Here is a 12,458-nt window from a genome sequence, read left to right on the forward strand (position 1 = left end):
ATTTTATGGTGTGTTTTTAATGGGACGATATATATTTTTTAAGAACTTTTTCAAAAGTAGTGGAAGAATTTTTTTTCGACGGTTGACGAGTCTACCAACAATCGCTTTTTTTTCTTCTTTTGAAACCATCCAATCTTCAGGAATACATTCAACAATTTCTTCTAATAAAAGGACGGGAAAAGTTTGAATAATATTTAAATGTTTTTTAAACTCTTTCTCATCTTCAATAAAGCTTGCCATTAATTGGTGTGTAGCACTCTTCATAATTTTCTGAGGCAAATTTTCGAGTTCCGGAATTAACCAACTATATGAACCAAAAACCTCGGCATGATCAATAATCCATACATGATAGTTATTCAAGTTTTCCTCATGCAAAAGAATATTTTTTCGTGTGCGGTCATCATTATAAAGCCAGTAATCAAATAATATGATTCCTGCAAGACTTCTAGCATTTACGATATGTTGAATAGTTGAAGCTTGATGGCCATCTTTGCAGTTCGGTACATATAAAGAAGCAAATTGATACTGAGAATTATTGATGACTTCATCCGTTATATCAGGAATATTGGATGAAAATACAGCTGGAATTTGGACGATTTGAGCGAATGGAATAGGCAAATCTAAATATCTAGCTATGCAATATGCGATCCATTCATTGGGTAATGCTTTTTCGAAACCTGTGTGAAAGTATTTAACAACATAATCTCTTCCATCACTAAAAGTAATTAAATATGAATTTGATTTACCTTCCAGTTTTTTGACAAAGGAGACTGGCTCAATCATCGTACTTCACCTCATCCTCTTTTTGCCCAATTTGCAAAAGGTATTGAAGATAAATATCGGCAACTTTTTCAATCGCAAAATGTCGATCTACGTGCCTTGTTGCTGCTTTGGACATTTTTTCGTGATGAACCGGATTATCTAAAACAGAATAAATTTTCTTCACAGCGTCTTTGACATCATGGCCACGGTACAATTTTCCAGTTTTTCCGTTCATCACAAGTTCCGATATTGGCATAATGTTTGAAGCGACAACTGGAACACCACATGCCATGGATTCTATGAATGTATTTCCAAATGATTCAGATTTAGTTGTAGCCAATGAACATCCTCCAGATTGAAGCACTTTTGCATAAACATGTGGCATTTGTTGATAGGGAATTACTGGGAACCATTTAATGATATCAGTCAGATTCTCTTCCTTCCATGTCATGGCAAATTCCTCTCTTTGTACACTTTGTGCGCCACCAATCAACCATATTTCAATATCAGAGCGTTCACTTTTAATTGTTTTCGCTATTTCTACAAGCATAGGCCAATTTTTGCGCTTATCAACTCGACCAATCCAACAAACCACTTTTTTACTTTTAGGTAAAAGCGGTTGGTTTTCAAAATCTATTTCATTTTCCGCTAATGGACGAAAAAAAGATGTATCGACGCCATTGTAGATGACATTGATTGGGATGTTATCAGTTAAGATAGAAACTAATCTTTTTTGATAATTAGAAGGAACAATAAGGGAAACAGGTTCTATCGTTCTAAACTTTTTTAAATGAGGCTGTAGTTTAATCAATTCTGGTGTTCGAGCTTCAACGATAACAGGACCTTTATAATTTGCTTTTCGTATCCATTTATAAGCGGCCCCAGTATCTACAACAATGATTGCATCATAGGCATTGTTTTTTATAATATTAATAACTTTATTTTCATCTTTCGTTAAATAAACAGTAGCGACATCTTCCATAATGTGAAGTCCACCGTGGTCGGTTGTATAAAGAAATTCGGTTTCAATTCCATATTTTTTAAAATATATTGCCCGGTTTCTCCAACCAGCATTAACTCCTCCAACTGTTAAAAGGCGCCAGATTACAAGGACTTTCAAATTTTTCCCTCCTCATTTAACTGGTTTATTGATCTATGACTGAACAGTACCAGTATTCGATTCTGTTTTTGACTGTTTTCAAACTATATTTTTGTTAACCATTTTGTGGTAGAGCTTATCTCTACCCACTGTTGGCTATTAAAATGTATAGAAGTCCTAATTTATTTAATTCAATTTTTATTAATTTGTAAGGGCATGTGACTAAAAAAATGAAATTTAATCAACGAATGTACTATGTTTCTATCATTCAATAATCCGATGATGGATAAAGATGAGGTTGGTAAATAGTTTGAAAATTAAAAATGTATTTGTTTTATGTATTAATTATGATAATGTATAAATAATAAATGAAGGATATGCTTCAAAAAATAAAACGAATGAAGTTAAAACTTCAGTGATTGGAAGGATTATGATCATGGATCAAATTTCATTTAAGTTGTTAGTGAAAGAAAAATTTTCTCAGCTTTCACCCGGACAAAAGAAAGTGGCTAATTATATGATCGAGCACTTGGAAGAAAGTGCTTTTAAAACAGCTTATCAAATTGGTAAAGAGGCAGATGTTAGTGAAACAACTGTTATTAGGCTTTCTTATGCGCTAGCGTTTGAAGGGTTTAGTGATATGCAAATCAATATTCAAAAGCAATTTCTTCAAATGAATAAATCAGATATAGCAAATGGGGAAATGAAGAAAGAGGAACAACACAACGAAGATACATTTACAAAAGTAATCGAAAATGAAGTAAATATTTTAAGAAATTTATTGGAACCATCAAATGTACAAGAAGTATGGAAAGCTGTTGATGCATTAATGAATGCTGATCAAATATTAATTGTTGGTCATCGAATTTCGCATGTTGCTGCATATTGGTTTTCTAGCACATTAAGCTCATTAAGAGAAAATGTATATTTATGTACGCCAGCAGGAGACTTTTATGAAAAATTTAGTAATTTAACGAAACAATCCGTTGTTGTTGCATTTTCTTTTCCGCGATATGCAAAAGATACCCTCACAATATGTGAATGTACCAAAGAGCATAATATTCAACTGATTTCGGTTACTGATCGATTATTGTCTCCAATCGGGCGAATTGCTGATATTGTACTAACCACTGAAGAAAACGTTGAGAGTGGCACAAATTCAATTGCTTCAGTCATCAGTTTATTAGATTTAGTCATTGCAGGAATTTATAAAAAAGATCGAAAAAAAGTTCAATCATATCAACAGAAATTAGAAAAGCTTTATTCAAATTATGAGGTATTTATTGAATAGAGCGTTTTATGAAGGAGAAGGAGGCTATTAAAATATGAATCCAATTAAATATATTGATCTACATAAAAACGTTATTCTAAAAACATATCATGATTTACATACGCTAGCCGAACCAAGTTGGGGGGAAGAAAAAACCTCTAAATATATTAGAAATAGATTAGTAGAAGCGGGTTTCCATGTTAAGACTTTTGAAGCTCATTATGGGTTGATTGCTGAACTAAAAGGCGAATTAGAAACAGTCATTGCAGTTAGAGCAGATATGGATGCTTTAGTACAAGAAGTAGAGGGAGTTGTTAGAGCTAATCATTCCTGTGGACACGATGCACATAGCACAATGGTACTTTACACAGCACTTGCACTCGCATCAAGTGGTATAAAGCCAAAACATACGATTCGCTTTATATTTCAGCCTGCCGAAGAAAAAGGCGAGGGTGCACTTCAAATGATGGAAGATGGGGCTTTAGAAAATGTCATATCATTATTTGGTATTCATGTTCGTCCAAAGTCGGAGGTTCCATTTTCTTATGCATCACCAGTCATTATACATGGGTCTGCTGAAACAATAAGAGGCATATTTAAAGGTCGTCAAGCACATGCCTCTCGTCCACAAGATGGAATCAATGCAATTGAAATGGCCACTTTACTAGTCATGAAATTAAAGGCAATAAAAATTGATACTGACACACCTTATTCAATCAAAATGACGCAGCTTCAAACTGAAAATGAAGCATCAAATGTCATACCTGAAACTGCTACATTTACGCTTGATGTACGAGCGCAAACAAATGAAGTGATGGAATTATTAAACGAAACTGTTACTTATATTTTTAGCGAAATCATGGATGAGACTAAGGGGACAATGACTTGGTCAATGGAAGAATTTGTACCAGCGGCCGTTTTACATGAAGCTGCAACGGAGATTGTCGCAAGAGCGATTGCCGATATTCTTGGCGCTAAAAATGTAGTTCCTAAGTGTATCACTAATGGTGGTGAGGATTTCCACTTTTATACAAACAGATATCCTAACATTGCTGCAACAATGATTGGATTAGGATGTGATCTCAATTATGGTCTACATCATCCACAAATGAACTTTAATTTAGATGCACTTCATTATGGGACCAAAATATTAGTTCAATCAGTTTTATTAGCATTAGAAGAAAATACGATTTCAATCTAAAAAAGAGGTGTAATGATGCAAAATGGAACAAATATTTCTCAAACGAGCTTGAAAACAAACACTGCCCCAAATCATTTAGATCGTAAATTAAAAACGAGACATCTTTCTATGATCGCGATTGGAGGAACAATTGGTACAGGATTATTTTTGGCAAGTGGATCGATTATTCATACAGCTGGACCTGGTGGCGCGTTAGCAGCTTATTTAATTGCTGGAATAATGGTTTACTTTCTGATGACAAGCTTAGGAGAAATGGCAGCATTCATTCCGATTACTGGTTCATTTAGTACGTATACATCAAGATTCGTTGATCCAGCTTTAGGCTTTGCGGTTGGATGGAACTATTGGTATAACAATGCAATAGTTGTTGCGCTTGAACTAGCCGCGTCTGCCATTATTATGAAGTATTGGTTTCCATCAGTCCCTGGAATCGTATGGAGTATGATATTCCTGCTACTAATTTTTGGTTTAAATATTTTAACTGTAAAAGGGTACGGGGAATCAGAATTTTGGTTTGCGATTATTAAGGTTGTTACGATTATTATCTTTATTGCTGTAGGAATTCTTATGATATTTGGCATTATGAAAGGACATACTTCAGGATTTGATTACTTTACTAATGGTGAGGCTCCATTTAAAGGAGGATTTTTATCAATCATTAGTGTGTTTATGGTCGTTGGATTTGCTTTCCAAGGAACAGAATTAGTTGGGATTGCTGCCGGTGAAAGTGAAAATCCGAGAAAAAATATACCTAAGGCAATCAAACAAATTTTTTGGCGTTTACTTTTATTTTATGTCCTTGCGATTTTTGTCATTGGATGCCTTATTAGCTACAATGACCCACAATTACTAAGCTCAGATATAGAAGATATTGCGGTTAGTCCTTTTACACTAGTATTTAAAAATGCTGGAATTGCAATGGCTGCTTCAGTCATGAATGCTGTTATTTTAACGTCTGTATTGTCAGCTGGAAATTCCGCATTGTATGGTGCATCAAGAGTAGTTTGGGTTCTAGCAAAGGAAGGAAAAGCACCTGCATTTCTAAAAAAAGTAAATGCTAATGGCATCCCTACTAATGCAATCTATTTATCTACAATCATTGGGATGGCTGCTTTTCTTACTTCACTTTTTGGAGAAGGTACAGTATACACATGGCTATTGAATGCTGCTGGATTATCAGGATTTCTTTCTTGGTTAGGAATTTCAATTACACATTATCGTTTCCGAAAAGCTTACATAGCACAAGGAAGAAAATTAAGTGATTTACCATATGTATCAAAATGGTATCCATTTGGACCAATCGTAGCAACAATTCTTTGTGTCATCGCAATACTTGGTCAAAACTATACTGCGTTCACTGGTGCACAAATTGATTGGTATGGTATTTTAGTTTCTTATATAGGCTTACCATTGTTTATATTAGCTTATATAGGTTATAAAATCTTGAAAAAAACAAAAATGGTTCCTTTAAAACAAGCAGACTTTAGTCAAGAATAATAAAAAAGGGGGATTTTTCATGACCAAGACAAATCAGATTACCATTCGTTCCCTACAATTAATTGAAGAACTTGAAGAAGTTAGAAAACTAGAATCCTCAATTTGGGGAGAGAATGATTCAATTCCAACACATCAAACGTTAACTGCAGTAAAGAATGGCGGACTTGTATTAGGAGCCTACGATGATCAGAAACTAGTTGGATTTCAGTATAGCTTTCCTGGATTCAATGGAAATTCGCTTTATCTATGTTCACATATGTTGGGGATCGATAAGGCATATCGAAGTAAAGGGATAGGTAATCTTCTTAAAATTGCACAGCGCGAAGAAGCACTTAAACTTGGTTATTCCCTTATCACATGGACTTATGATCCGTTAGAAAGTGTGAATGGTTATTTAAATATTGCTAAGCTTGGTGGGACTTGTAGTCATTATGTTGAGAATTGTTACGGAGAAATGGATGATTTACTGAATAATGGTATTCCATCAGACCGTTTCCTTGTAGAATGGCATATCAGCAATGATACAAATAATGGTAAACAATTAGATGATATTGAATTACATCAGGTGATACTTGAGTCAATTATACAGTGGGACAAAAACGAAGAAGGATTTCCAGTGCCTAGTAAACAATTAGCGAAGATTGAGAATGAGCTTACATTTGTTGCCATTCCGAAAGATTTTCGATCAATAAGAGAGCATAATCTTCAACTTGCACAAGAGTGGAGAATGATCACGAGGTCTGTATTCACGAAGTTATTTTCAAATGGTTGGAAGGTCATTGATTTTCATAAAAATAACAAGACCGAATTACCCGTTCAATTTTATGTATTAAGTAAATAGGATAGGAGAGTTTTATCTATGAAAATTAAACAAGTCATTTTACGCCATATGAAGTTAGATTTATTACATCCATTTACAACAAGCTTTGGAACTGAATATGACCGAGAATTCATTTTAGTTGAAGCAATTAGTGAGGATGGTATGTCCGGTTGGGCTGAATCAGTTGCGATGTTAGATCCTTTATATAATGAAGAAACCGTAAAAACAAATAGGCATTTACTTGAAGATTATTTAATTCCGATTGTATTAAATAATGAAATCTCTCATCCTAATGAACTATCAGAAAATTATTTTTCTCACATACGTGGGAACTATATGGCAAAGTCGGCAATTGAGGGTGCAGTTTGGGATTTATTTGCTAAGCAGGAAAATATTTCGCTTTCAAAAGCACTAGGTGGAACAAAGCAAGAAATTGAAGTTGGAGTAAGCATTGGGATTCAAGATAGCATAGATGCAACAATAAATATCATACAATCTCGTTTAGAAGAAGGGTATAAGCGGTTTAAATTAAAAATCAAGCCAGGCTGGGATGTTCAATTAATAGATAAAGTACGTAAAGTCTATCCGGATATTCCTTTAATGGCTGATGCAAACTCGGCTTATACTTTAGATGACCTTGAGCATCTTGCCGCATTAGATCAATACAATTTAATGATGATCGAACAACCATTAGCTTATAATGACATTATTGATCATGCTGAACTTCAAAATAGAATGGAAACAGCTATTTGTCTTGATGAAAGCATCCATTCATTAGAGGATGCGCGGAAGGCTTTAAAACTAGGAAGTTGTAAAATTATTAATATCAAAGTAGGAAGGGTCGGCGGTTTAACACAAGCAAAGAAAATTCATGATTTATGTCTTGAGAATGGAATCCCTTTATGGTGCGGTGGGATGCTAGAATCTGGTATTGGAAGAGCACATAATATTGCAATTACCTCCTTACCAAATTTTGTCTTACCTGGTGATACAGCCGCATCTTCACTATACTGGGCAGAAGATATCATTAAACCAGAAGTAACAGTGGAAAATGGCATTATCAAAGTTCCAACCTTACCTGGAATTGGATATGAGCCAGATATTGAAAAAATTAATAAGTATACAATCTCAAAAAAATATTTGTAGCATAAAAAACAAGGGTTAAAAAGTCAATAAACTTCTAACCCTTGTTTTATTTTAGTTTTTCTTTGTTTTATCCTTTGTTCGGTCTTTTATCTCTTTTTTTAATGTTTGGAATTCCTTTTCATAGTATTTTTCATTATGCTCTAATTTCCCATTTCCATAGCGAACTTGCTCGTATGCATGGAGAAGGTCTTGATGTTGTTGGAATTCAGCACGCTGAAACCATTCATTTAAAGTCTCGTGTTCATGCCTACCAAGATCGTGTTTGAGTGCAAATTTTTGAAGCTGGAATATTAATTTGCGAATATGCTCTGATGGGGCAGATTGATTGAAAAAACGTCTTTTTATTTTTCTGTTTTCTTTAAATGATAGTTGGTCAATTTCTAGAGGTGATTGTTGTAAAGTTTGTTCAACTTTTATGAATTTAAACTTATATAAATAAATGCCAACGACAATACAAATTAAAATGAAGATGAGTAGCCAAGACCAAGATGGAATCTCAGATAAGAAGCTGTTACCCTTGTGTGTTTGTGGTATCTTATCTAGATTTTGCCGTAGCTCTTCTTCATCCCCCTTAAGTTTCGGTTGAAGCTGAATTTTTTCGACGAGATTGAATAAAGGATATGCCAAAAAACCTGTTAAATTGATTACTCCATCTAGTAACTTAAAAATCCCCCATTTCACTGTAGGAATAAAGACAGTTACAAATCCAGCTAAAATTACAGCAATTGAAAGTGCTCCGAATAAGCCAGTAACATTTTTAAAATTATTTTTATAAACTGTTTCCTGTAAAAAACGACCAAAACTAAAAAGGAATGTAAACCCAATTGAAATCCCATACAGCACATTCATATATGAATAATTTACAATCCAACCGAAAAACAATATGACCAGACCACTGCAATAGAATAGAACTTGAAATTTATGTCGTTCTTCTTTCCAAAGAGAAGAATCAATTGAAAATGTTTTTATCCGAAAAAATACAAAGCTTGCACTTACGATAGCTGTAATTTGATCGAATCCGAGAAAATATCCGATTCCACCTGCAACGATTCCAGTGAGGAAAGGGAAAAATTGTGTTACTTGTTTCTTCCGTAGAATGAAGTATAAACTAATATTTCCAACCAAACATACACTAAGAAAGCTGAATAAAGGTGGAAGTTGATTTGATGAAAAATTAAATAAGCATAAAAGAAAAAATACATATAAGCATTCTAATGAAAAATAATAATTAGGAAGTATACGGTTAATCATAATGTACCTCTCATTTTCCTCTTACTTGAAACAAAACGATCATCAAAGTGGTACGATTGAAGGATGTTGTTCATCATCACGAAGATAATAAACTTTTTGTCCTCTTTTTTGCATTTGTGCGAAATATTGATCACCCTCACGCCCAAAAGGGCCACATAGGATTACGACAGGTGATTTTAGTTGTTGTTTCTCCACAAAATGTAATAGTTTAGCAATCGGTTGAGTACTTCTTTCACGATTTATACGAGCTAGTATTTCAAAGGTTTTTCCTAATTGAACTGATCCCCCACCTACTGGCAAGTGATAAACTGGAACACCACTTTCCATGTTCAAATTCAAAACAATTTCGTATTCAATATTCTTCAAAGTAGCGTATCTAGCCATATAAGCTATATTACTAGCAATGGAATCAAGATTTTCTATCACATTCATACGATAATTCGGTAAGTCTATATCACGTAAATTAACGATGAAAGTCCATGAGTATTCAGCAGTTCTTTCAAATACCTTTGTTTGTAAAGTTTGAGCCTTTGCGCTTTGTTTCCAATGGATTCGTTGAAAAGGATCAGAATATACATAGTCTCTAGTACCAATTGGTGCTAACACATCCTCAAACATACTTGAAGAGGAGGAAAAGTAACCATATGATTTTGTAGCAATTAACTGTTCTATATTGGGTACAGGTATTAATGTAGGGTATATGACAATTTCTTGATGTAAAAAAGGTATATACAATAGTTCTACATAGCCTATCCCAAAGAAATTCGTTACAGTGATTTCGAGTGACTTTACTCTAGTAACGCCTCTTTTTACAGCGTTAAGTGGAAGTGAAACTTGTATACTTTCTTTCCCCTTAATTTGAAAAGGTATAGTCAGCTCTAAATTTCTTTTATCAGAGCTTGAGCTTGAATGTAAATCAGGACCTTCTATAATCGGTTCTAATTTTATCCGTAGAGTTGCATGTATGATTGGTAGTCTACTAAGTTGACTGAATTTAAGTGGCAATTTAAATTCTTCTCCAACCGAAACTTTAATTGAATCCTTGGTATTATCAACAACAAGATGATCTGAAACATGTTGTAAATAATATTTACCCATCCAACTCATTACAATTAAGAGAGTGCCTAAAAACATTAATAAATATGAAGATTGATAGAAATTGATAATCAGAAAGAAGATACCAATTACAGATAATCCATCTAATGAATTTCTTCCAAAGACTTCCTTTTTCCAAATCATTATTTATTTGCTCCGGCTTCAACAGGTACAGCTACATTTTTTAAAATAGAATCCAACACTTGGACGTTATTCTTTTTCAATGAGCCTTCCAACGTTAATACTAAGCGGTGTGCTAACATATAAACTGCAACATCCTTTACATCTTGAGGAGTTACATATGATCTATAATTTATAAATGCTCGACCTTGAGCGCATCTCATCAATGCAAGTGTTCCACGGGGACTAACGCCCATTTGGATATCTTCGTGTTGGCGAGTTTCCTGAACAATACTTAAAATATAATCTTCAACCTCATCGGAAATATGTATATTTTTAACTTCATCTTTGATTTGAGTAATTTCATCTAAAGTAAATATTTGATTCAAACTAGAAAAAGGAGAATTTGTTCGATGTGTTTGCATCATCTTTTTTTCTTCTTCAAAAGTTGGATAATCAAGTTTGATTTGCATGAAGAAACGGTCCATTTGCGCTTCTGGTAATGCGAATGTACCTTGCTGAGATTCAATTGGATTTTGTGTAGCAATTACAATAAACGGTGTTGGAAGTAAAATTGTTTCGCCATCAATTGTAACTTGGCGCTCTTCCATCACTTCAAGTAGACTTGATTGCGTTCTAGGGGTAGCACGGTTAATTTCATCTGCCAATAATATATTTGTCATAACAGGTCCAATTCTAAGCTGGAATTCTTGATGTTTTGGATGAAAGAATTGAATGCCTGTAACATCACTAGGTAATAAATCGGGAGTGAATTGAATCCTCTTAAATAATCCGTTGATTGTTTTAGCAAAGCACTTTGCTAATTGAGTTTTACCAGTACCTGGAACACTTTCTAGTAAAATATGTCCATCATTAATAAGCGCAATAAATATCATTTCTACAACTTCATCTTTACCGATTATGACTTTACCTATTTCACGTTTTAGCCGTGATAACTTTTCTGAAATATTCATACTAGTCTCCTTTAATCTACTTTATCGTATCTTCAATGCAGAATTTTTTTATACAAAATATTCCAATTTTTATTTCTTAAATATATTGTAAAGGTATTATGAAAGGTAGTCTATTGAATTAATATTTTTTGAATTTGAGTGACAGCCTTTAAAATCATTGGTTCGGGTGGTCTATGAGTAATATTTCACGGGAATGATTGAAAATATCTCAAAAAAGTTGTACATTTTAAATTGGTAAAAAAATTGGAAATTCTTGCCGATAATAATATTGGTTCATCTTGAGGCATGGAAGTATATATTGAAGAATCAATTCATACAGTTCAAATCGCATAAAAGTTAATTCTGTAAAGTAATCTTCCATTTTTTTATAAAATTATTGTAAGACTTTTATTGGAGCGAAGATCATATGAACAACCCTATTAATTGTGAAAGATGCTTTTCCTTAACGGTTCAAAATGGAAAAAGTAAATTATGTCAAAAGTGTCAGAAGATAGACAATGCTTGGTTAGAGATTGTATTAGATTATTTAAGAAAAAGAGAAAATCGAACTGCTACGATTGTCCAAGTTTTGAATGCAACCCTCGTGAATGAAGAGTGGATCCATGATTGGGTTAGACAGGGGAAAATATTACAGAGGCATTTTCCGAATATTGGATTACCTTGTCCAAAGTGTGGTGAGAGTTTGACTGATGGTGTTTCGTTATGTCCAAGCTGTTCGGGTAGCTTTGTAAGAGGCTTGGAGGAAGTAAAAGAAATTGAAGGACTTCAAGGAGATAAACATACAGCTACTTATTTTAAAAGAAATGAGTAGTGCTTTTAGAGTCTATTATAGGCTCTTTTTTTATTTTAGGGGCTGTCTGGGGGAAGAAGTATGTTAAATTCCACTCCAGGTGCTCGCTTTCCATGGGGCGTGAGTTGAGCCCCTCGAAAAAGGTAGGCATGCTAAAACCACGACGTCCTGTCGTAACGCATGAATGACCTACTTCCTGTGGGGTCTCAACTTTCCCGCATTTCCCATAGGAGTCGAGCACCTTCCAATACCTACTACCATGATGTACACCAAACCGACAATGTCGTAATGTCAGTTGAGATTTCATTCTTGTAAAAAACTCCTTCATAGACAATCTGTCAAAAAGAGCAAGTTTCAGATGCAATCACTAGATTTCATTAGTTAAAGATTCTAAGGGGAAAAGCTTATATTTGTATAATAATGGAAGCTTAGT

General features: G+C 34.0%; 11 protein-coding genes. 6 read left to right on the top strand and 5 right to left on the bottom strand.

Features of this window, described 5'->3' with window-relative positions; all coding sequences use genetic code 11:
* Positions 1 to 3: 3 nt before the first annotated feature.
* Together V7056_RS01230 and V7056_RS01235 are read right to left on the bottom strand one after the other, a co-directional pair.
* Positions 4 to 783 (bottom strand): HipA family kinase, encoded by a 780-nt coding sequence (locus V7056_RS01230; protein WP_499698549.1) that lies wholly within the window; start codon positions 781 to 783, stop codon positions 4 to 6.
* Positions 776 to 1,882, bottom strand: a complete 1,107-nt coding sequence (locus V7056_RS01235) for a glycosyltransferase family 4 protein (protein ID WP_499698551.1) — start codon at positions 1,880 to 1,882, stop codon at positions 776 to 778. Before V7056_RS01235 ends, V7056_RS01230 begins: the two co-directional genes overlap by 8 nt.
* A 415-nt stretch (positions 1,883 to 2,297) precedes the next feature.
* Here V7056_RS01235 and V7056_RS01240 point away from each other — a divergent pair, with 415 nt between their 5' ends.
* Genes V7056_RS01240 through menC form a run of 5 tightly spaced genes read left to right on the top strand, consistent with a single transcriptional unit; the run spans position 2,298 to position 7,795 of the window.
* Positions 2,298 to 3,152 carry a MurR/RpiR family transcriptional regulator gene (locus V7056_RS01240; RefSeq protein ID WP_499698553.1) on the top strand — a complete coding sequence of 285 codons (855 nt, stop codon included), beginning with the start codon at positions 2,298 to 2,300 and terminating at the stop codon, positions 3,150 to 3,152.
* 34 nt (positions 3,153 to 3,186) lie between these two features.
* Positions 3,187 to 4,332 carry an amidohydrolase gene (locus V7056_RS01245; RefSeq protein WP_499698555.1) on the top strand — a complete coding sequence of 382 codons (1,146 nt, stop codon included), beginning with the start codon at positions 3,187 to 3,189 and terminating at the stop codon, positions 4,330 to 4,332.
* 15 nt (positions 4,333 to 4,347) lie between these two features.
* Positions 4,348 to 5,829 (top strand): amino acid permease, encoded by a 1,482-nt coding sequence (locus tag V7056_RS01250; protein WP_499698557.1) that lies wholly within the window; start codon positions 4,348 to 4,350, stop codon positions 5,827 to 5,829.
* A 19-nt stretch (positions 5,830 to 5,848) separates the two neighbouring features.
* Positions 5,849 to 6,670 carry a GNAT family N-acetyltransferase gene (locus V7056_RS01255; protein ID WP_499698559.1) on the top strand — a complete coding sequence of 274 codons (822 nt, stop codon included), beginning with the start codon at positions 5,849 to 5,851 and terminating at the stop codon, positions 6,668 to 6,670.
* A gap of 18 nt (positions 6,671 to 6,688) precedes the next feature.
* On the top strand, positions 6,689 to 7,795 hold the full coding sequence (menC, locus tag V7056_RS01260) for an o-succinylbenzoate synthase (protein WP_499698561.1): 1,107 nt from the start codon (positions 6,689 to 6,691) through the stop codon (positions 7,793 to 7,795).
* A gap of 51 nt (positions 7,796 to 7,846) precedes the next feature.
* On the opposite strand, the gene V7056_RS01265 is transcribed toward menC, so the two are convergent.
* From V7056_RS01265 to V7056_RS01275, 3 genes are read right to left on the bottom strand one after another with little or no spacing between them, the layout of a single operon-like run.
* Positions 7,847 to 9,046: a DUF4129 domain-containing protein gene (locus V7056_RS01265; protein WP_499698563.1), complete on the bottom strand. Its 1,200-nt coding sequence runs from the start codon at positions 9,044 to 9,046 to the stop codon at positions 7,847 to 7,849.
* Positions 9,047 to 9,088: 42 nt separating this feature from the next.
* A complete protein-coding gene (locus V7056_RS01270) occupies positions 9,089 to 10,285 on the bottom strand; it encodes a DUF58 domain-containing protein (protein WP_499698564.1) in 1,197 nt (398 codons plus the stop codon).
* The gene (locus tag V7056_RS01275; protein ID WP_499698566.1) at positions 10,285 to 11,235 is read right to left on the bottom strand and encodes an AAA family ATPase; all 951 of its coding nucleotides are present in this window, start codon (positions 11,233 to 11,235) and stop codon (positions 10,285 to 10,287) included. The genes V7056_RS01270 and V7056_RS01275 overlap by 1 nt, the downstream gene beginning before the upstream one ends.
* 406 nt (positions 11,236 to 11,641) lie before the next feature.
* Between V7056_RS01275 and V7056_RS01280 the strand changes: the two genes are divergently transcribed.
* A complete protein-coding gene (locus V7056_RS01280; protein ID WP_499698567.1) occupies positions 11,642 to 12,046 on the top strand; it encodes a TIGR03826 family flagellar region protein in 405 nt (134 codons plus the stop codon).
* Positions 12,047 to 12,458: the final 412 nt, after the last annotated feature.

This window comes from Bacillus sp. JJ664 (genome assembly GCF_036962205.1).
Classification (GTDB): Bacteria; Bacillota; Bacilli; order Bacillales; family Bacillaceae_G; genus Gottfriedia.

What these genes read in the sequence shown, in the direction of transcription:
- menC (WP_499698561.1), top strand. Translation starts at nt 6,689, where the DNA reads ATGAAAATTAAACAAGTCATTTTACGCCATATGAAGTTAGATTTATTA.
- V7056_RS01240 (WP_499698553.1), top strand. Translation starts at nt 2,298, where the DNA reads ATGGATCAAATTTCATTTAAGTTGTTAGTGAAAGAAAAATTTTCTCAG.
- V7056_RS01255 (WP_499698559.1), top strand. Translation starts at nt 5,849, where the DNA reads ATGACCAAGACAAATCAGATTACCATTCGTTCCCTACAATTAATTGAA.
- V7056_RS01280 (WP_499698567.1), top strand. Translation starts at nt 11,642, where the DNA reads ATGAACAACCCTATTAATTGTGAAAGATGCTTTTCCTTAACGGTTCAA.
- V7056_RS01250 (WP_499698557.1), top strand. Translation starts at nt 4,348, where the DNA reads ATGCAAAATGGAACAAATATTTCTCAAACGAGCTTGAAAACAAACACT.
- V7056_RS01230 (WP_499698549.1), bottom strand. Translation starts at nt 783, where the DNA reads ATGATTGAGCCAGTCTCCTTTGTCAAAAAACTGGAAGGTAAATCAAAT.
- V7056_RS01245 (WP_499698555.1), top strand. Translation starts at nt 3,187, where the DNA reads ATGAATCCAATTAAATATATTGATCTACATAAAAACGTTATTCTAAAA.
- V7056_RS01265 (WP_499698563.1), bottom strand. Translation starts at nt 9,046, where the DNA reads ATGATTAACCGTATACTTCCTAATTATTATTTTTCATTAGAATGCTTA.
- V7056_RS01275 (WP_499698566.1), bottom strand. Translation starts at nt 11,235, where the DNA reads ATGAATATTTCAGAAAAGTTATCACGGCTAAAACGTGAAATAGGTAAA.
- V7056_RS01270 (WP_499698564.1), bottom strand. Translation starts at nt 10,285, where the DNA reads ATGATTTGGAAAAAGGAAGTCTTTGGAAGAAATTCATTAGATGGATTA.